The sequence below is a fragment of the Streptococcus australis genome (assembly GCF_901543175.1).
GTDB lineage: Bacteria > Bacillota > Bacilli > Lactobacillales > Streptococcaceae > Streptococcus > Streptococcus australis_A.
This window is the reverse complement of record NZ_LR594040.1, coordinates 701,964-719,586: the sequence shown is the minus strand read 5'-3', so window position 1 is coordinate 719,586 and position 17,623 is coordinate 701,964. Positions and strand designations below refer to the sequence as shown.

Annotated in this window: 20 protein-coding genes and 1 other RNA gene; 7 read left to right on the top strand and 14 right to left on the bottom strand. The window is 41.9% G+C overall.

Annotated elements, in window-relative coordinates:
- Nucleotides 1–237: 237 nt before the first annotated feature.
- From ssrA to FGK98_RS03475, 4 genes are all read right to left on the bottom strand, one after another.
- Nucleotides 238–585, bottom strand: a transfer-messenger RNA (tmRNA) gene (gene ssrA, locus FGK98_RS03490).
- Between the two features lie 60 nt (nucleotides 586–645).
- On the bottom strand, nucleotides 646–1,281 hold the full coding sequence (locus tag FGK98_RS03485; protein ID WP_138100038.1) for an SGNH/GDSL hydrolase family protein: 636 nt from the start codon (nucleotides 1,279–1,281) through the stop codon (nucleotides 646–648).
- A 1-nt stretch (nucleotide 1,282) separates the two neighbouring features.
- Entirely contained in the window at nucleotides 1,283–2,110 is an 828-nt protein-coding gene (locus FGK98_RS03480) for a Cof-type HAD-IIB family hydrolase (protein WP_138100037.1), read from the bottom strand.
- A 23-nt stretch (nucleotides 2,111–2,133) separates the two neighbouring features.
- Nucleotides 2,134–3,441, bottom strand: a complete 1,308-nt coding sequence (locus tag FGK98_RS03475; RefSeq protein ID WP_138100036.1) for a CapA family protein — start codon at nucleotides 3,439–3,441, stop codon at nucleotides 2,134–2,136.
- A gap of 155 nt (nucleotides 3,442–3,596) precedes the next feature.
- Here FGK98_RS03475 and def point away from each other — a divergent pair, with 155 nt between their 5' ends.
- Both def and rlmB read left to right on the top strand, forming a co-directional pair.
- Nucleotides 3,597–4,208, top strand: coding sequence for a peptide deformylase (gene def, locus FGK98_RS03470; protein WP_138100035.1), 612 nt, complete (start codon nucleotides 3,597–3,599; stop codon nucleotides 4,206–4,208).
- A gap of 44 nt (nucleotides 4,209–4,252) precedes the next feature.
- On the top strand, nucleotides 4,253–4,981 hold the full coding sequence (gene rlmB / locus FGK98_RS03465; RefSeq protein ID WP_000855729.1) for a 23S rRNA (guanosine(2251)-2'-O)-methyltransferase RlmB: 729 nt from the start codon (nucleotides 4,253–4,255) through the stop codon (nucleotides 4,979–4,981).
- Between the two features lie 36 nt (nucleotides 4,982–5,017).
- Here the strand turns inward: rlmB and trxB are convergent, their stop codons facing one another.
- From trxB to FGK98_RS03430, 7 genes are all read right to left on the bottom strand, one after another.
- Nucleotides 5,018–5,929, bottom strand: a complete 912-nt coding sequence (gene trxB, locus FGK98_RS03460) for a thioredoxin-disulfide reductase (RefSeq protein WP_138100034.1) — start codon at nucleotides 5,927–5,929, stop codon at nucleotides 5,018–5,020.
- Between the two features lie 65 nt (nucleotides 5,930–5,994).
- Nucleotides 5,995–6,219 (bottom strand): DUF4059 family protein, encoded by a 225-nt coding sequence (locus FGK98_RS03455; protein WP_000926603.1) that lies wholly within the window; start codon nucleotides 6,217–6,219, stop codon nucleotides 5,995–5,997.
- A 77-nt stretch (nucleotides 6,220–6,296) separates the two neighbouring features.
- A complete protein-coding gene (locus tag FGK98_RS03450) occupies nucleotides 6,297–7,040 on the bottom strand; it encodes an amino acid ABC transporter ATP-binding protein (protein ID WP_138100033.1) in 744 nt (247 codons plus the stop codon).
- Nucleotides 7,040–7,840, bottom strand: a complete 801-nt coding sequence (locus FGK98_RS03445) for an amino acid ABC transporter permease (RefSeq protein ID WP_138100032.1) — start codon at nucleotides 7,838–7,840, stop codon at nucleotides 7,040–7,042. Before FGK98_RS03445 ends, FGK98_RS03450 begins: the two co-directional genes overlap by 1 nt.
- A gap of 156 nt (nucleotides 7,841–7,996) precedes the next feature.
- Entirely contained in the window at nucleotides 7,997–8,353 is a 357-nt protein-coding gene (locus tag FGK98_RS03440; protein ID WP_138100031.1) for an arsenate reductase family protein, read from the bottom strand.
- Nucleotides 8,354–8,365: 12 nt separating this feature from the next.
- Nucleotides 8,366–8,881: a methylated-DNA--[protein]-cysteine S-methyltransferase gene (locus FGK98_RS03435; protein WP_138100030.1), complete on the bottom strand. Its 516-nt coding sequence runs from the start codon at nucleotides 8,879–8,881 to the stop codon at nucleotides 8,366–8,368.
- On the bottom strand, nucleotides 8,881–9,372 hold the full coding sequence (locus tag FGK98_RS03430) for a GNAT family N-acetyltransferase (RefSeq protein WP_138100029.1): 492 nt from the start codon (nucleotides 9,370–9,372) through the stop codon (nucleotides 8,881–8,883). The genes FGK98_RS03435 and FGK98_RS03430 overlap by 1 nt, the downstream gene beginning before the upstream one ends.
- 134 nt (nucleotides 9,373–9,506) lie before the next feature.
- On the opposite strand from FGK98_RS03430, the gene FGK98_RS03425 reads away from it, so the two are divergent.
- Together FGK98_RS03425 and trhA are read left to right on the top strand one after the other, a co-directional pair.
- Entirely contained in the window at nucleotides 9,507–9,953 is a 447-nt protein-coding gene (locus tag FGK98_RS03425; RefSeq protein WP_138100028.1) for a DUF1836 domain-containing protein, read from the top strand.
- Nucleotides 9,950–10,597, top strand: a complete 648-nt coding sequence (trhA, locus tag FGK98_RS03420) for a PAQR family membrane homeostasis protein TrhA (protein WP_049537232.1) — start codon at nucleotides 9,950–9,952, stop codon at nucleotides 10,595–10,597. The genes FGK98_RS03425 and trhA overlap by 4 nt, the downstream gene beginning before the upstream one ends.
- Nucleotides 10,598–10,651: 54 nt before the next feature.
- Here trhA and nox read toward each other — a convergent pair whose 3' ends face one another.
- Nucleotides 10,652–12,031: a H2O-forming NADH oxidase gene (gene nox, locus FGK98_RS03415; protein ID WP_138100027.1), complete on the bottom strand. Its 1,380-nt coding sequence runs from the start codon at nucleotides 12,029–12,031 to the stop codon at nucleotides 10,652–10,654.
- Between the two features lie 307 nt (nucleotides 12,032–12,338).
- On the opposite strand from nox, the gene FGK98_RS03410 reads away from it, so the two are divergent.
- From FGK98_RS03410 to FGK98_RS03400, 3 genes are read left to right on the top strand one after another with little or no spacing between them, the layout of a single operon-like run.
- Complete coding sequence (locus FGK98_RS03410; RefSeq protein WP_138100026.1) at nucleotides 12,339–13,253, top strand: FAD:protein FMN transferase; 915 nt, start codon at nucleotides 12,339–12,341, stop codon at nucleotides 13,251–13,253.
- A 33-nt stretch (nucleotides 13,254–13,286) separates the two neighbouring features.
- Nucleotides 13,287–13,892 carry an NADPH-dependent FMN reductase gene (locus tag FGK98_RS03405; RefSeq protein WP_138100025.1) on the top strand — a complete coding sequence of 202 codons (606 nt, stop codon included), beginning with the start codon at nucleotides 13,287–13,289 and terminating at the stop codon, nucleotides 13,890–13,892.
- Nucleotides 13,893–13,909: 17 nt separating this feature from the next.
- Nucleotides 13,910–15,154, top strand: a complete 1,245-nt coding sequence (locus FGK98_RS03400; protein ID WP_138100024.1) for an NAD(P)H-dependent oxidoreductase — start codon at nucleotides 13,910–13,912, stop codon at nucleotides 15,152–15,154.
- 85 nt (nucleotides 15,155–15,239) lie between these two features.
- On the opposite strand, the gene FGK98_RS03395 is transcribed toward FGK98_RS03400, so the two are convergent.
- Together FGK98_RS03395 and glyS are read right to left on the bottom strand one after the other, a co-directional pair.
- The gene (locus tag FGK98_RS03395; RefSeq protein WP_138100023.1) at nucleotides 15,240–15,497 is read right to left on the bottom strand and encodes a DUF896 family protein; all 258 of its coding nucleotides are present in this window, start codon (nucleotides 15,495–15,497) and stop codon (nucleotides 15,240–15,242) included.
- A 41-nt stretch (nucleotides 15,498–15,538) separates the two neighbouring features.
- Nucleotides 15,539–17,575: a glycine--tRNA ligase subunit beta gene (gene glyS / locus FGK98_RS03390; protein WP_138100022.1), complete on the bottom strand. Its 2,037-nt coding sequence runs from the start codon at nucleotides 17,573–17,575 to the stop codon at nucleotides 15,539–15,541.
- Nucleotides 17,576–17,623: the final 48 nt, after the last annotated feature.

The following is a 17,623-nucleotide window of genomic DNA, read 5'->3' as shown; positions in this document are numbered from 1 at the left end:
AAACAAAAACTGCATTTCGGTGCAGTTTTTTTATCGCAAGCATTTAAAAATCAAATAATACAAACACTATATGATTTCATAAAACAAAAGGATATAGATTTCTAGGATACGACAAAAATGTTGTATCCTTTGTTATATCCTTTTTTAGCAAAAGAATACCAAGGAATACAAAAGGCAAAAACAAAAAACGTTGATTTAACAACGTTTTACCAAGGAATGCGAAAGAATGCAAAGGAATAATGGAGCCGGTGGGAGTCGAACCCACGTCCAAACACCTGCCAACATATTTGTCTACAACCATAGGTTATGTATTGTTTTAACAGTCCCTCGACACATAACTCAAGCCTAGCAACTGCGAGTCTATTAATCTCTTATCAAACCACTAGACAAGGCTTGATCGTATCTCGCTAATCATAAGACCTGTCATTGAACACGAGCAATCCAAATCGGGTCACGCCTGCTGGTTTTTAGGCAGCTAGAGCGTAAGAAGTGTTATTTTTTGCAGTTATATTTAACTGAGCGTTTACGTCGCCACACGGGTTGCAAAATATGCCTCATAATGCCTGTCGAATCCGTAACGACCCCAAAAGACAATAAAACCATTATACCTTATCTAAATCAAAAATGCAAAATCAAGCCACCTCTTTAGAAAAGATACTCTTTTAAGGCTTCCGATAGGACTTGATAACCGGCTACACTTAGATGGAGACCATCCGTTGTATAGGCTGATTGAAGCTGTCCTTCTGAATCTATCAAACTATCATAAACAGGCACAAAATCTACCTGCATATAGGCGGATGTTAGAGCCTCATAGGCTTGATTCCATTCTCTAATCTTTTCATTGGTTCGGATATAAACTGTCTGCTTGTATTCTTTTCCTTCATTGACTGGCAAAATGGAAAGGAGCTTTATTTGTGACAGCGGATAATCTCGGTTAATCGATTGAATCACACGCTCAAGATTATCCAAGGATTCATTCATAGGAACATCTTTTCCGATATCATTTGTCCCAATTAAGAGAACAATTTGATCCACAGCATCACCATAAAGATGGGCATCAAGATTCTCTAGCAAAAGTCCCGTCTGATAGCCTCGGATACCACGATTAACAATCGTCTTGGCAACCCCAAACAACTCTTGAAGAGGGTAATACTCCACTATCGAATCACCAATAAAGATGATATATGGCTCTAGAACAGATACTTGATTCAATTCACGATACTTGGTTTGAATTTTTTCCTGCTCCTTTAAGAGCCAATTCTCTAATAACTGTACTGCCACCTTATCCCTCTTTCTCTAACCAATTCTCTAGAACTTGATAAACACCTGCCTGGCTGTTAGCTGGTGCTAGGGCAGTCGCAACTGCCTTGACCTCATCAGCTGCATTTTGCATCGCATAGGCAATTCCAGCCAGCTCTAGCATTTCGACATCGTTTTCGCTATCACCAAAGGCCATGATTTGTTCCGATTTCAAATTCCAGCGCTTGAGTAATTCTTCCAATCCCCAGGCCTTGTGAATCCCAGCTTGGAGTATGTCAATGCACCCATAACCGCTGGAAACAGCTCTTACGCGTCCATTAAATAGGTCATTGATTTCCTGCAAAACAGAACTAGAGCGTTCCTCTCCAACAACCATGCTCATCTTTAACACTCCACCGAAGAGGTCTGTGTGCAAGTCTTCCACAAAATTCATTCGTTGATAAAGTCTTTCAATCATCTCTGGAGTCATAAATTTATCAAGTTCTGTAAAAACAGTTCCTTCCTTGACAAAACCACCATTCATACCAGTTACGACGAACTGATCTCGGCACTCTCTCCCCTTAAAATGAACTAAAGCCGTGTCAACCATAGCATCATCCCAGGTCTGAGCTTGAATCAGTTTATTGTTTTCAAAAATTCGCGCCCCATTGGCAACGACTAGGACAACTCTACTCGCCAAGTGTCCCAATAGTTCTCTCATACGATGGATTTCATTTCCCGTCGCAATGACAAAACGGATGCCCCGCTGATCCAGCTGATCTAAAATCTTTTCCAAGCGGGGCAGATCCAGCTGGCCTCTCGGATCCAGCAAGGTTCCATCCATATCTGTCGCAATAATCTTAATCGTCATCTCGTCTCCTTTAGGGTGAGCGCCTACCATTTCAACCCTACATGTTCATTCATTTCTTTATAGGCCGTGTCAATTCGTTCCTTGGTCGCCTCATCCAACTTGTCACGGTGACTGCCCCCCTCAATGAAGTCCTCTAGGATATAGGTTTGATAGAGGAAGAGCGGATAGCCTTCTGGAGAGTAAGTTCCTTTAGGTGTTCGATTAACCCAAGTCGGATGCGCTTTGGCAGTTTCAATCCTTGTCTTACCATCTTTTTTCTTAATAGTCACATCCATGAGAACACCGCGCTCTGTCCACTTGGCATTTTCCTCGTCTTGCATGGTTTCAATACGTTGATTTGAGAGGAAATTTCCCATGGAGTAGATGATCAGTTTTTTGTCACCATCTTTTTCAACTGTTTCAGCAGGTTCAACGACGTGAGGATGCCCTCCAAAGATAATATCAGCTCCCCAGTCAATCATCTTGTGGTACAGTGTTTTCTGTTCTTCCGTTGGTTCTAGCTGATACTCAATTCCCATCTGAGGCATGATGACAGTAATATCTGCTTCCTTCTCTGCACGCTCGATTTCTGCCTTCATCTTATCTTCGTTCAAATCAGAAAGATAGCGATTATAGTCCTCTTGAGAGATATACTGCTCAATGCCATTAAAACCGTAGGAATAGGCCAGGAGAGCTACCTTGATACCATTGACTTCCTTGATGACTATAGGTGCTTGGTCTCGGGATTCATGTGTGTAGACTCCGATGGGTGTCATTCCAGCCTTTTCAATAGCTTGAGCCGTTGAAACTACTCCCTCTATCTGTGAATCTAGGATGTGATTGTGAGCTAGATCTAAAACCTGATAGCCTGCATCCTTAATCGCATCCATCACCTCACCAGGTGCATTAAAAAGAGGATAACCTGCCAAATAGTGGTCCTTGTTCACAGTTCCTTCAAAGTCGCCAATCACCAAATCCGCTTGCTTGAGCCAAGGTTTGACATACTCAAAATTTTCATGGAAATCATAGGTCCCGTCTTCTTTTAGAGCTGTTCGGTAGATGGGTATATGGTAGAGAAGATCACCATTTGCCATGATACGCGCTGTCGTTTCACCAGTCTGATTTTCCTTGGATTGACTAGATGTTGTAGTCTGACTGTTAGAACTTGTTGTCTTGTTACCTTGTACTGCTCGAACCAGCAAGTTCAATCCCATGGACAAGGCAACTGCAAGTAGCAATACCGTAATAAACTGGGCATTGGTCCAAGATTTATAATTTCGAAAGAAACCAACACTAGTTCTCAACACCCCATAAAGAGAACCACGAGACCGTCTATCTTGTCGCTTTTCCATCTTTATCCCTCCTTGCTTCTTGATGCAAGTCTTTTCTTTAATTATACCACAGACAAAAGGGGAATATCGTTTATTATATTATTTTTTAGAAACTTCTACGACTTTCTTTCTCGCCTATTTTGTGTTATCATGTAGAGGTAATGAAAGGAGAGAAAATGTCTGCTATAGAACGTATTACAAAAGCTGCTCATTTGATTGATATGAAAGATATTATCCGTGAGGGAAACCCAACTCTACGTGCGGTTGCTGAGGAGGTCACTTTCCCACTGTCTGACCAGGAAATCATCCTTGGTGAAAAAATGATGCAATTCCTCAAACATTCTCAGGATCCTGTTATGGCTGAGAAAATGGGCTTGCGTGGTGGTGTTGGACTTGCTGCTCCCCAGCTGGATATCTCAAAACGTATTATTGCTGTTTTGGTACCAAATATTGTAGAAGAAGGTGAAACTCCACAGGAAGCCTACGATTTGCAAGCTGTTATGTACAATCCAAAAATCGTCTCCCACTCTGTTCAAGATGCTGCTCTTGGCGAAGGAGAAGGTTGCCTATCTGTTGACCGTAACGTACCAGGCTATGTTGTCCGCCATGCCCGCGTCACTGTTGATTACTTTGACAAGGACGGCGAAAAACACCGTATCAAGCTCAAAGGCTACAACTCCATCGTTGTCCAACATGAAATTGATCACCTAAACGGAATCATGTTTTACGATCGTATCAATGAGAAAGATCCATTTGCAGTTAAAGATGGACTCCTCATCCTCGAATAAAGAAAATCCCGTTTCAAGACGGGGTTTTGTGTTATAATAGAGGCATGAAAACAAATGATATTGTCTATGGCGTCCACGCCGTTACCGAAGCCCTCCTTGCAAATACAGGAAACAAACTCTATCTCCAAGAAGATCTAAGGGGAAAGAATGTTGAGAAAGTCAAGGAACTTGCTGCTGAGAAAAAGGTCTCCATCTCTTGGACCTCAAAAAAATCCCTCTCTGAAATGACCGAAGGCGCTGTCCATCAAGGATTTGTCCTTCGAGTTTCCGAATTTGCCTATAGCGAGCTAGATCACATTCTTGCCAAAACGCGTCAAGAAGAAAATCCTTTGCTATTGATTCTGGACGGATTAACTGACCCCCATAATCTGGGTTCTATCTTGAGAACTGCTGACGCGACCAATGTTTCAGGTGTCATCATTCCCAAGCACCGTGCTGTCGGTGTAACTCCAGTCGTTGCCAAAACGGCTACTGGGGCTATTGAGCATGTACCGATTGCCCGAGTGACCAATCTGAGTCAAACTCTAGACAAACTCAAGGATGAAGGTTTCTGGACCTTTGGAACGGATATGAACGGTACTCCTTGCCACAAGTGGAATACAAAAGGGAAAATCGCCCTCATCATCGGAAATGAAGGAAAAGGAATCTCTAGCAACATCAAAAAACAGGTTGACGAGATGATTACCATTCCGATGAATGGGCATGTTCAAAGTCTCAATGCCAGTGTTGCTGCAGCCATTCTCATGTACGAAGTTTTCCGAAACCGACTATAAAAAAGTTTCCAATCAGTTGATTGGAAACTTTTTTGCTTAACTATGTTCTGTGATAAATTTATAGACTTCTTGACCAGCGATAGCCCCATCTCCAACTGCTGTTGTTACTTGACGAAGATCTTTCTGACGAACATCTCCAACCGCAAAAATACCATCAACTGAAGTCTTCATGTGGTTGTCTGTCACAATCCATCCCGTCTGGTCTTGAATATTCAATTCTTTAACAAAATCACTAACAGGGTCCAGTCCAACATAGATAAAGACACCACCGAAGGCTTGCTCTGTCACTTGACCAGTTTTTACATTTTCAAATACGACAGATTCGACTCGGTTTTCACCTTTAATTTCCTTGACGACAGAGTCCCAGATAAAGTTGACTTTCTCATTAGCAAAGGCACGGTCTTGCAAAACCTTTTGGGCACGAAGTTGGTCGCGACGGTGAACAATAGTGACAGTCTTGGCAAAGCGTGTCAAGAAGAGGGCTTCTTCTACCGCTGAATCTCCACCACCGACTACGAGCAAGTCTTGGTCACGGAAGAAAGCTCCATCACAGACTGCACAGTAAGAAACACCTCGGCTATTTAGTTCTTCTTCTCCGGGAACTCCCAAGAGACGGTGTTTTGACCCCGTTGCCACGATGACAGTACGGGTTTCGTAAACTTGATCATCAGTGATTACCTTCTTATAGTCACCTTGGTCTTCAATATTTTCAACATAGCCATAAAGGTGCTCTACTCCAAGATTTTCAAGAGGTTCAAACATCTTCTCTGCCAATTCAGGGCCACTGATGTTAGCATAACCTGGATAGTTTTCAATATCAGATGTGTTATTCATTTGCCCGCCTGGCAGACCACCTTCAATCAAAGCCACTTTCAGATTGCTGCGAGCGGCATATAAGGCAGCGGTCATTCCCGCAGGTCCAGCACCGACAATAATCGTATCGTACATTTCGATTCCTTCTTTCTTGTTGTAGCTATCTTTATTCTAACTCATCCTTGCTAGTCACGCAAGGATTATGCCTTGAAAACCAAGAGCAAACTCATGACGGCAAAGGATAACACCGGAACAACCAAAACTCCAATCATAATCATATCATAAAGATGAGCTTGACGGGCCTTGGCAGTCTTGTCCACACCAGACATAGCTCTCAATCCAATCCAAATCCCTAAAAAAATCACGACGAGAATGGTCGTTAAGATCAAACTCTCGAAATATAAAGAAAATAGTTGCAGCAGCATGATCTCTCTCGTTTCTATCTTTTTTAAAGAGTAAACTCAGCTAGTCCAACTAACTGAGTTTTCCTTTTACTATTATATCAAATATAAGTCCGTTTGTAACTAGCGAAGAATTCTTTTGTCCGTTCTTCTTTCGGATGGTGGATAATCTCATCCGGTGTGCCTGACTCAATGATTTTCCCCTTATCTAGGAACAAAATCTTATCTGCCACTTGGGCTACAAAAGACATATCATGACTGACCAAAATCATGGTCTGACCAGACTTAGCGGCGTCTGCAATAGACTTTTCCACTTCTCCGACCAATTCTGGGTCAAGAGCTGATGTTGGTTCGTCCAAGAGCAAGACGTCTGGTTTCATAGCGAGCGCGCGCGCTAGGGCAACCCGTTGCTTTTGCCCACCCGACAAATGGCGAGGGTAATGTTGCTCCTTATCAGAAAGACCGACCTTAGCCAACTCTTCCTTGGCGATTTTGGTTGCTTCCTCATCTGATAATTTCTTAACAACGACCAAGCCTTCCTTGACATTGTCAAGGGCTGTTCGGCGTTCAAACAAGTTAAACTGTTGAAAAACCATGGACAACTTGCGACGAAGGGTCAAAATCTCCTCTTGGCTAATCTGAGAAAAATCAACTGTAAAATTGTCAATCTGGATGGATCCGCTATCTGGTGTTTCAAGATAGTTGAGGCTACGCAAGAAAGTTGATTTCCCTGCTCCAGATGAACCAATCAAGGCTACTACTTCTCCCTTTTGGATATCCAAGTCTAGATGATCCAAGACAGTCTGACCTGAAAAGGATTTGCTTAAATTCGAAATCTTAATCATTAACGAAGGTCTCCTTTCACATCTGTAGTTACTGCATCCGGCGCTAAAATGGTCATTTTCTTCTCAATAAAGCGACCGAGGCTTTCGATTCCGATATTGACTACCCAGTAAACAAGAGCAACGGAGATGAATCGCTCAAAGTAACGATAATCCGCTCCACCCAAAATCTGAGCCTGGGCAAAAACTTCGACAACACCCGCACTAAAAGCTAGAGAAGTTCCTTTGGTCAAACCGATGAGGGAATTGATCAAGGTTGGAGTAGCTACCACCGCTGCATTAGGAATAATCACACGACGATAAACTTGCGCACGGGTCATTCCCAGACTGCGCGCCGCTTCAATCTCACCAGGATTGACAGAAAGGATGGCTGCACGAATGGTTTCGCTGGCATAAGCCGCCTCATTAAAGGCAAAAGCTACAATCGCAAAGGTTGCTGCTGGAATAGCATTGATATTGAAGCTGGTTCCCCATTGTTGATTGAGGGCTTTCAGAGCAAGTGGAATCCCGTAGTAGGTCAACATAAGCTGAACCAAAATCGGTGTCCCTTTTAAAAAGCTGACAAAAAAGGCCTGCAAGGGATATAAAATCTTAACACGGTTGATTTTTACAATGGCGAAAACCAAGGCCAGCACCAAACCAAAAATCGCACCACTAAGCGTCAACATAATAGTTGTGGGAAGTTGTTGGACAATTCTTGGAATCCCATCAAAAACCGAACGCAAGCTAAAGAGCTTACCATCTGGAATCAGCTGCATCAAGCTCTGGTACCAATCTGATACTAAAAGTGTTGTAACAGTCATAAAAACATCCTCTCCTGATAATGATTCATTCTACCATACTTCTGCTCGCAAGCAAATTATTTGCTACGGATAAAGCAGACTTTGTCTACCTTCTAGTTTATCACACTTTAAAACAGGGAAGTTATATATTTTACCTATCAAGGAGATAGATAAAAACTATTTCAAGCCCAGTTCCCCGTAGGATTTTCTATAGCCAATTTGCTTAACAGCACCATTTTCCAATAAGATTGGACGTTTTAACAACATGCCATCACTTGCCAGAAGCTTGGCTGCTTCTTGGTTGGATAGGCTTCCTACCTTATCTTTCAGGCCCAGTTCACGATATTTGATCCCGCTGGTATTGAAAAATTGTTTCACTTCAAAACCAGAAGTTTCTAACCAGTTCAAAATCACGTCTTCACTTGGTGTTTCTTCTACAATATGGACGTCTTGGTAGTCAAGTCCGAGTTGGTCAAGTTCATTTTTTGCTTTCTTACAAGTTGAACATTTTGGGTATTCGATAAATTCTAACATTTTCTTTTCTTTCTATTCTTTATTTTCTTGAAAAATCGCACCTTCATGCTGCAAGAGCCAGGCTTTCTTTTCGACTCCCGAAGCATAGCCTGTCAGACGATTGTCTGCCCCTAGCACTCGATGACAGGGGACGAGGATGGACCAGGGATTACGCCCCACTGCTCCGCCAATAGCTTGGGCAGAGGGCACCTGCAAATCTTTAGCTATTTGACCGTAAGTCACTGTTTGCCCATAAGGAATACTCTGTAAGTAGGTCCAGACTCGCTTTTCAAAATCCGTCCCAATGGGAGCCAAGGGCAAGAGAGACAAGTCTTGAACTCTCCCATCGAAATAAGCATCTAAATAGGAAATAACTTTGTCGTGGACAGGATGCTCCTTAACGATTTCTATCCCATCCGTATCGATACCTCTCTCAAAATGAGTTTGGTCCTGCACCCAAATTCCATAAAGATATTGCTCATCAGCGACCAAGGACAAGGTTCCGATTGGCGACAAGTAGAGTATTTTAAAGTATTTTTTCTGCGTCATTATTTTAATTTCTGATAAGCCAAGCGTTCCCCATCAACTGGAACTTTTCCGACCTGACTAAATCCAAGTTTTTCAAAGATATGCTGCATGGCCTTGTTTTCAACATGTGTATCTGAACGAAAATCTAGGTAATCAAATCCTTCAATCAAGCCTTCTAGGAAAGTCTGAGCAACTCCCTGCCCTTGTACATCTGCTGCTACGGCGATACGGTGAAAGACCAGATATTCTGATTCTTCCCCCTGCCAACTTCCTTCATAAATGGCTTCATAGGCTTCCTCTGGGTTCTTGGTCACAGCAGCATAGGCTAGTAATTCTCCTTCTTCCAAGGCTACATAGGCTTGACCAGAGATAATATCATCAATAATGATGTCGGCATTTGGATAGCCATTTTGCCACTGGTCACTTCCTGACTTGGCTAAGCATTTTTTGGCATCCTCCATCACCTGCATAATCGCCTCTACTTCGTTTGGAAAAGCTAAACGAATCTCCATCTTTTCTCCTCTCTTCTTACTAGTTTCTCTCATCATAGCATAATTTAGGGCTTTCTACAAGCAGTTGAAACTTGACTTTTGTTTTTTATTATTTTATAATCTAGTTATTAAAACTAGATAAAAAGGAGTTGGAAATGAATTCTATCTTTTCCTACCCAAAATGGGAAGAAATTCCAAACATTGACCTCTATCTGGATCAGGTTTTGCTTTATGTCAATCAAGTCTGCGCCCCTATCTCTCCAGATAAAGAAAAGGGCCTGACCGCATCTATGGTCAATAACTATGTCAAACATGGTTACCTGACAAAGCCTGACAAGAAGAAATACCAACGCAAACAGATTGCCCGTTTAATTGCTATCACTACTCTCAAATCTGTCTTTTCGATTCAAGAAATCGCTCAGACACTGAATACTCTACACACTTATGCAAGCTCAGACCAGCTCTACGATGCTTTTGTGGACTATATGAACCATGGGATTGATCCAGAGAATCCTATTATCCAAACCAGCTGCCAAACGGTTAAACTCTATCATCAAACTCTAGACTTAATCCTTAGCAAAGAAGAGGAGGAAATCCAATGAATACCAGCCTAAAGCTCAGTAAAAAACTCAGTTTTGGAGAAGAAATCGCCAATAGCGTAACCCATGCTGTGGGCGCAGTTATCATGCTCATCTTACTCCCCATTTCATCCACCTATAGTTACGAAGTACATGGATTTTTATCATCTTTTGGTGTTTCTATCTTTGTTATCAGTCTATTTCTCATGTTCCTTTCGTCAACCATTTACCATTCTATGGCCTATGGTTCGACCCACAAATACGTCTTACGAATCATCGACCACTCTATGATTTATGTGGCCATAGCAGGCTCTTATACACCAGTCGTATTGACTTTGATGAATAACTGGTTTGGCTATCTGATTATTGCCATTCAGTGGGGAACGACCATTTTCGGCATCCTCTATAAAATCTTTGCTAAAAAGGTCAATGAGAAATTCAGTCTTGCTCTTTACCTGATTATGGGCTGGTTGGTTCTGGCAATTATTCCTGCCATTATCAGTCAAACAACGCCAGTCTTTTGGAGCCTCATGGTAACTGGCGGACTCTGTTATACAGTTGGAGCTGGATTTTACGCTAAGAAAAAACCTTATTTCCACATGATCTGGCATCTCTTTATCTTAGCTGCGTCTGCTCTCCAATATATTGCTATTGTTTATTACATGTAAAAAAGTTGAGAAAATTTCTTCTCAACTTTTTTTCATATTCAAATAACAATTCTATTATTTTTCAGCTGTAAGAGCAGCCATTGTGATGTAGTTGTATGGTTTGTTAAAGTGTGGCAAGAAGAACAGGTCTGTCAGAGCCAACTTGTCAATTGTCACATGTTCTTGGATAGCAAGTGAGAACATGTGGATTCCCATACTGATAGCTGAATCACGTGATACCATTTGAGCGCCAAGAATTTCGCGGCTGTCTTTGTCAAAAACAATCTTGATGGCAACTTCATGGTTGTCATGCTTCATAAATTCTGGTTTTTGAAGGTCGTTAAAGCCTGTTTCAGTTGCGTTGTAACCAGCAGCTTTAGCTTTTTCAAGAGTCAAACCAGTTGAAACCATGTGAAGACCGTAGATTGAGATACCGTTTGATCCTTGTACACCAATTCCTTCCAATTCATGTCCACAAGCATTGTAAGCACCAACGATACCAGTACGAACAGCGTTTGAAGCAAGCGCGATGTAGCTAGTGTCTTTACGAGCGTTGTCATAAACAGTCGCACAGTCACCTACTGCATAAACACCTGGAATTGATGTCTCTTGTTTCTTGTCAACAAGGAAGGCACCGTTGCGGAATAGTTCAATCTTACCATCAGCAAGAGCTGTATTTGGACGGAAACCAACAGCAAGAACAACCATATCCACATCAAATGTTTCTTTGTCTGTTACCAAGCGTTCAACTTTACCATCACCTTGGATAGCTTTTACTGTTTGACCAAGTGCCAAGCGGATGTTGTTGTCTTCCAAGTTCTTAGCCATCATTTGAGTGAAGTCTTTGTCGTAGTAGCCGTTCAAAACAGTGTCTACGATATCAACAAGGACAACTTCTTTTCCAAGACGTTCGAAAGCTTCAGCAAGTTCAACACCGATGTAACCACCACCAACTACAGCGATGCGTTCAAGGTGTTTGCTCTTGTCAGCAAGTTTTTCGATGACTTCTTCTGCGTTTTGGTACAACTTAACAAATTGAACATTTTCAAGTGTTGCTTTGAACTCACGGTTGCCCTTAACGATTTCAACACCTTCGATTGGAGGCAAGATTGGAGTTGAACCAGTCGCAAAGATCAATTTGTCGTAAGACTCTTTGTGTTCTTGACCTTCAACTTCTGCAGTCACAACTTTATTGTCATAGTCGATTGAAAGAACAGGTGAGTTCATGTAAACTTTTGCACCCTTTGCTTCCAATTTTTCTTTATCAGAGTAGAAGAGACCTTCTGGACCATCAATTTGTTCCCCGATCCAAAGCGCCATTCCACAACCAAGGAATGAAATATTTGAGTTTTGGTCAAATACAACGATTTCATTTTCATGTCCAAAGTTGTCCAACATAGTATTGATACATGCTGTACCAGCGTGGTTAGCACCAACTACAACGATTTTACTCATAGAATAATTCCACCTTTAAAATTTAATTTACCCTCCTAGTATAACATTTGCTGTTAGCGTTTACAAGGTATTTGCTTAGAATTCTCATATTTTAAGTAATTTTAAGCTTTATTATATTATTTATTTGAGTTTCTATCCTTATTTTAATATTTTTTAAGCATATTTCTTGACTTTTTGTTAAAATTTATTTGTGAAAACGCTGACTTTATGTTATGCTAGAAACATGGAAAGAAAATGTAAGGGGTTCAATTCTCATAAATTTAACCTAACTTGAATATTTCCTATGAAGTAGAAAGGAGTTGGTAGCTTGCCTCTTCGTTCACGTTCTGAACGGCTAATGGGAACAACTATCACGATTTCATTAGTAGATGAGCGGGCAGAAATCCTGCTTCAGGGCGCTTTTGACTTGCTCAAGGAGCTCGAATACCGCTTCAACGCCAATAGTCAAGAATCCGAACTGATGGAAATCAACTACCAGGCTGGAATCGCACCTGTTAAGGTTCATCCTGACCTATTTGAACTGATTGCTCTTGGACTAGAGCACAGCCTAGCTCCCTCTAGCCATCTAAATATCAGTATCGGTCCCTTGATTCAAACCTGGCGAATCGGATTTGCAGATGCACGACTTCCAGAGTTAAACGAAATCGAAGCTGTCTTGCCCCTAGTTGACCCGCATTTTATCAAGTTGGATCCGACTAGCTCTACTGTTTTTTTAGAGAAGAAAGGAATGAAGCTTGATCTAGGTTGCTTAGCCAAAGGCTATAGTGCAGATAAGGTTTCCCAGTATTTAAAAGCACACGGTGTCACCTCTGCCTTGATCAATCTCGGAGGAAATATCCTCACCATCGGGAATAACCAAGCTAAAGAAGGGAAAGCCTGGCAGATTGGGATTCAAGATCCGCAAAATCCTCGTGGCAATCATCTCCTAACCATTCCTGCGTCTAACAAATCCGTTGTCACTTCAGGTATCTATGAACGCCACCTGACAGTAGATGGAAAAGACTATCACCATATCTTTGATAGTGAGACAGGATTTCCTGTCGAAACAGACCTCGCTAGCCTAACGATTATCTCAGATAAATCTGTCGATGGTGAGATTTGGACAACCCGCCTATTCGGAGAACGTAGCGCTTCTATCCTCTGGCAAGTCGAAAGTTTAGATGGTATCGAAGCCATCCTCATCGACAAAGAGGGGAACCTTACTTGTTCTTCAGGCCTTTAAATTTGTATTATGTAAAAAGAGAAAGGAAATCTCATGCTAAAACTTATTGCCATTGTTGGAACGAACTCTAAACGTTCTACAAACCGCCAATTGCTCCAATACATGCAAAAACACTTCGCCGATAAGGCTGAGATTGAACTCGTTGAAATCAAAGACATCCCTGTTTTCAACAAACCAGCAGACAAACTTCTTCCTGCTGAAATTCTTGAAATTGCTGCTAAAATTGAAGCAGCTGATGGTGTCATTATCGGTACTCCTGAGTACGACCACTCTATTCCTGCAGTTTTGATGAGCGCTCTTGCTTGGCTATCCTATGGTATCTACCCACTTTTGAACAAACCAATCATGATCACTGGTGCTTCTTACGGTACTCTTGGTTCATCTCGTGCCCAACTGCAACTTCGTCAAATCTTGAACGCTCCTGAAATTAAGGCAAATGTTCTACCAGATGAATTCTTGCTTTCTCACTCTCTTCAAGCATTTAACCCAAGTGGAGACTTGGTTGACCTTGATGTTATCAAGAAATTGGATGCCATCTTTGATGACTTCCGTATCTTTGTGAAGATTACTGAGAAATTGCGCAATGCACAAGAATTGCTTCGCAAAGATGCTGAAGAATTCGACTGGGAAAATTTGTAAGATAGGAGACCGAAAGAATGAAATTTGTTGGACTTGTTGGATCAAACTACGATCAATCATATAACCGCAAACTCTTGGAATTTATCCGTCGCAATTTCAAATTCAAATTTGAATTAGAAGTTCTTGAAATCGACGAAGTTCCAATGTTTAACCAAGACGAAAAATGGGACGAAAGTTTCCAATTGCGCTTCTTGTATAACAAGATTACACGTGCTGATGGTGTCATTATCGCGACTCCTGAGCACAACCACACTATCTCAGCTTCTCTCAAATCTGTGCTTGAATGGCTTTCATACGAAGTTCATCCATTTGAAAACAAACCTGTTATGATTGTGGGAGCATCATACTACGACCAAGGAACTTCACGTGCCCAAGTTCACCTTCGTAAGATCCTAGACGCTCCAGGTGTCAACGCCTACACACTTCCAGGAAATGAATTCCTTCTTGGTAAAGCCAAAGAAGCTTTTGATAACAATGGAAACATCACCAACGAAGGAACTGTTAAATTCCTTGAAACTTGCTTAGATAACTTTGTTAAATACGTAGGAGTCGTTTCAAAATTGAAAAAACCAAAACCAATCGAACCAGAAGACTTGGATTGTGGAAAACCAATTGCTACAACCATCACAGAAGTTGACCCTGACGATCCAGAATGGGTAGAAAAAGTTGCAGCAATCACTGGTGCTGTTTCTGGTGATACCTATGTCAAATTGGACCATGGTATCCTTACAGTTAACCAAATCGATATGTTCTTGAAAGCTATGCCATTTGAATTGACATATGCTGATGACAACAACCAATTCCTCTACTACAACAACGCTCACCAAGATCCAGACACCATGTTTGCTAAACGTGTACCACCTCAATCAGGTAGCCGTATGTCAACTGTGCATGCTTCTCTTCCGCCAGCACGCATGAAGAATGTAGAGTGGGTTATCGGAACACTTCGCAACGGAAACCAAGAATACGTCCGTACGATCGTTCCAGGTTCGCCTGCAGGTGTTATCAACACTCACAACTACCAAGCTATGTACTATCCTGATGGATCATACGCTGGTATCAATGAAATCGTCTTTAACTTCCAACCATGGCTTGACTGGTACCTACAAGAAACTGGTCAACGTTTGGTAGGTGGTAGTGGGCCATTCGCTCCTGCTGCTGGAGGTCATGGAGACGCTGATGCTACTTCTGGTGCTTCTGATGCTGGAGGCGATGGTGGTCACGGAGGCGGCGCTGACGCTACTTCTGGTGCGAGCAACTAAGAAATCAAAAAGGAGCCACTTGGCTCCTTCTTTTTTGTTATTAGCAAAAAAAGGTTTTGTAAATCATCTACAAAACCCTTGAATGTTATGAATTTGGATCATCAAGACTACGGCCGTGCAAACCTTTTTCACGTTGTACTTGGCGTAGTTTTTCTGGTGTAACGTCGTTTCCTTGTTCATCCACGATTTTGATTCCCTCGATGTGGTGACGAACTGAACGACGATAGCCTTCGATGTATTCCTCACGAAGCTTAGCTTGTTCCACTTTTTCAGCAGAAGTTAGACCTTCTGTTTTTTTCTTTCTAGCAAGCTCATTGATACGAGCTATTTTTTTCGGATCCATTTCTTCTCCTTTGTGATAAGATACAGTCCGTTCGACTGAATTTATTTAGTATTGATTTGGTTAAAACGAGCGAGCTTAGCTGCTTTCTTGGTTAGTAGTGATAAGATTGCCAAACGATTTTGACGGACAGCCTGATCTTCGGCCATTACCATGGTATTTTCAAAGAAAGCATCAATAACTGGACTAAGCGCAAAGAGTTGTTCTAATTGCTGGCTTGCAGTTTCTGATAGGACTAATGATTCTACTGCCTCCGCCAAAGCTTTTTCTTCTTCATTCTCAAAGAGGGCAGGATCAACCGTGTCAGAACCTTCTGCCTTCTCAGCCAAGTTAAAGGCACGTGAGAGAGATTCAACAGACGATTTGAAAGCTTCTTTTTTACTTGCTTCTACGAGAGCACTTGCTGCTTCCAACATATCCGCCACAACAAAGTTCGAACTTGCAAGGACTGCTTCCTTAATGTCTTTTGGAGTAGAACCCATCATCTTATCGACACGAGCCTTGATAAAATCCATGACCTCTGCTTTATTTTCATAAGTTAAACTGTCGAATTTCAAAGCATAAAGGCTATTGATCAGCTCATCCATAGCAATGTGCCAACCAAAGGCATCCAAGATACGAACAACACCTTGCGTCGCGCGACGAAGAGCATAAGGGTCATTAGAACCTGATGGAATCAAGCCTACTGAGAAGAAACTCAAAATCGTGTCCAATTTGTCTGCAAGAGCAAGAACGGCTCCAACCTTAGTTTCTGGAAGTTCTCCTTCAGCTGATGTCGGCATGTAGTGTTCACGAATGGCAGCTGCAACTGCTGGAGTTTCACCTGCTAGAAGTGCATATTTCTCTCCCATAATCCCTTGAAGTTCATCAAACTCACCAACCATCCCCGTCAACAAATCAAACTTGTAAATGGCTGCTGCACGAGCAAGGTCAAGGGTTTCATCCATTGATAAACCAGCTTTTTCTGCCAAGAGAGTGGCTATCTGACCAGTACGAATCATGTGTTCACGAAGAGAACCAATCTTTTCGTGGAAGGTGACGTTGTTTAATTTTTCGATAAGGTCTGAGATAACCAATTTTTGGTCTTCACGCCAGAAGAATTCTCCGTCTTCCAAGCGGGCTACCAAGACTTTTTCATTTCCTTTGATAACATTTTCCAAATGCTCTGCGTTTCCGTTACGGACTGAAATGAAGTTTGGCAAGAGTTTTCCATCTTGATCACGGACAACAAAGTAGCGTTGGTGTTCCTTCATCGAAGTCACCAAGACTTCTTCTGGCACTTCAAGGTATTTTGCGTCAAAACTTCCCATGAAGGCAGTTGGGTATTCAACCAAGTTCAAGACCTCGTTAAGCAAGTCCTCATCAATTTCGATACGTACACCATGTTTTGCCTCAATTTCCTTGATTTGGTCAACAATCATTTGTTCACGTTCACGTGGATCCGCGATTACAAACTGTGCACGAAGATCTTCTTCGTAGCTAACTGCTGACTGAATCTTGGTTTCTTGTCCTAAGAAACGATGACCACGGCTCACACGATCCCCCTTGATATCAAGGAAGTCCAAGTCAAACTCTTGTTCGTCTAAGAGAACTGTCAAAGTATGAACGGGGCGGATGTATTCAAAACTATTTCCAGCCCAGTGCATGCTGACTGGGAAAGTTAGGGATTTCAAGACATCCACGACACCAGGAATGATAGATTCAACTGGTTGACCAACTTCCTCCTTGGTAACATAGACATACTCTTCACCCTTGATTTCACGGAATTCAATATCTTCAACAGTCAAACCTTTCCCACGGACAAATCCTTGGGCTGCTTTGGTGAAGTTTCCATCACTATCCAAGGCGATTTTCTTAGCTGGTCCCTTGAAATCTTCTGTCAAATCAGACTGTTTGTCTGCAAGCCCAATCACACGAACAGCCAAACGACGGGGTGTTGAGAAGGTTTGGATAGCTTCAAAGGACAGGCGGTTTTCCTTGAGGAAGGCTGCCATTTTTTCACCTAGTTGCTTTTCACTTGGAGTTACTACGTAGGCTGGTAACTCTTCAAGACCGAGTTCTACTAATAAGTTTTTTGTCATGTTATTTCCTTTACATCTTCTTCAATCTTTTTTTGATATGCACCTTAA

What these genes read in the sequence shown, in the direction of transcription:
- FGK98_RS03480 (WP_138100037.1), bottom strand. Translation starts at nt 2,110, where the DNA reads ATGACGATTAAGATTATTGCGACAGATATGGATGGAACCTTGCTGGAT.
- FGK98_RS03475 (WP_138100036.1), bottom strand. Translation starts at nt 3,441, where the DNA reads ATGGAAAAGCGACAAGATAGACGGTCTCGTGGTTCTCTTTATGGGGTG.
- def (WP_138100035.1), top strand. Translation starts at nt 3,597, where the DNA reads ATGTCTGCTATAGAACGTATTACAAAAGCTGCTCATTTGATTGATATG.
- rlmB (WP_000855729.1), top strand. Translation starts at nt 4,253, where the DNA reads ATGAAAACAAATGATATTGTCTATGGCGTCCACGCCGTTACCGAAGCC.
- trxB (WP_138100034.1), bottom strand. Translation starts at nt 5,929, where the DNA reads ATGTACGATACGATTATTGTCGGTGCTGGACCTGCGGGAATGACCGCT.
- FGK98_RS03455 (WP_000926603.1), bottom strand. Translation starts at nt 6,219, where the DNA reads ATGCTGCTGCAACTATTTTCTTTATATTTCGAGAGTTTGATCTTAACG.
- FGK98_RS03450 (WP_138100033.1), bottom strand. Translation starts at nt 7,040, where the DNA reads ATGATTAAGATTTCGAATTTAAGCAAATCCTTTTCAGGTCAGACTGTC.
- FGK98_RS03445 (WP_138100032.1), bottom strand. Translation starts at nt 7,840, where the DNA reads ATGACTGTTACAACACTTTTAGTATCAGATTGGTACCAGAGCTTGATG.
- FGK98_RS03440 (WP_138100031.1), bottom strand. Translation starts at nt 8,353, where the DNA reads ATGTTAGAATTTATCGAATACCCAAAATGTTCAACTTGTAAGAAAGCA.
- FGK98_RS03435 (WP_138100030.1), bottom strand. Translation starts at nt 8,881, where the DNA reads ATGACGCAGAAAAAATACTTTAAAATACTCTACTTGTCGCCAATCGGA.
- FGK98_RS03430 (WP_138100029.1), bottom strand. Translation starts at nt 9,372, where the DNA reads ATGGAGATTCGTTTAGCTTTTCCAAACGAAGTAGAGGCGATTATGCAG.
- FGK98_RS03425 (WP_138100028.1), top strand. Translation starts at nt 9,507, where the DNA reads ATGAATTCTATCTTTTCCTACCCAAAATGGGAAGAAATTCCAAACATT.
- trhA (WP_049537232.1), top strand. Translation starts at nt 9,950, where the DNA reads ATGAATACCAGCCTAAAGCTCAGTAAAAAACTCAGTTTTGGAGAAGAA.
- nox (WP_138100027.1), bottom strand. Translation starts at nt 12,031, where the DNA reads ATGAGTAAAATCGTTGTAGTTGGTGCTAACCACGCTGGTACAGCATGT.
- FGK98_RS03405 (WP_138100025.1), top strand. Translation starts at nt 13,287, where the DNA reads ATGCTAAAACTTATTGCCATTGTTGGAACGAACTCTAAACGTTCTACA.
- FGK98_RS03400 (WP_138100024.1), top strand. Translation starts at nt 13,910, where the DNA reads ATGAAATTTGTTGGACTTGTTGGATCAAACTACGATCAATCATATAAC.
- FGK98_RS03395 (WP_138100023.1), bottom strand. Translation starts at nt 15,497, where the DNA reads ATGGATCCGAAAAAAATAGCTCGTATCAATGAGCTTGCTAGAAAGAAA.
- glyS (WP_138100022.1), bottom strand. Translation starts at nt 17,575, where the DNA reads ATGACAAAAAACTTATTAGTAGAACTCGGTCTTGAAGAGTTACCAGCC.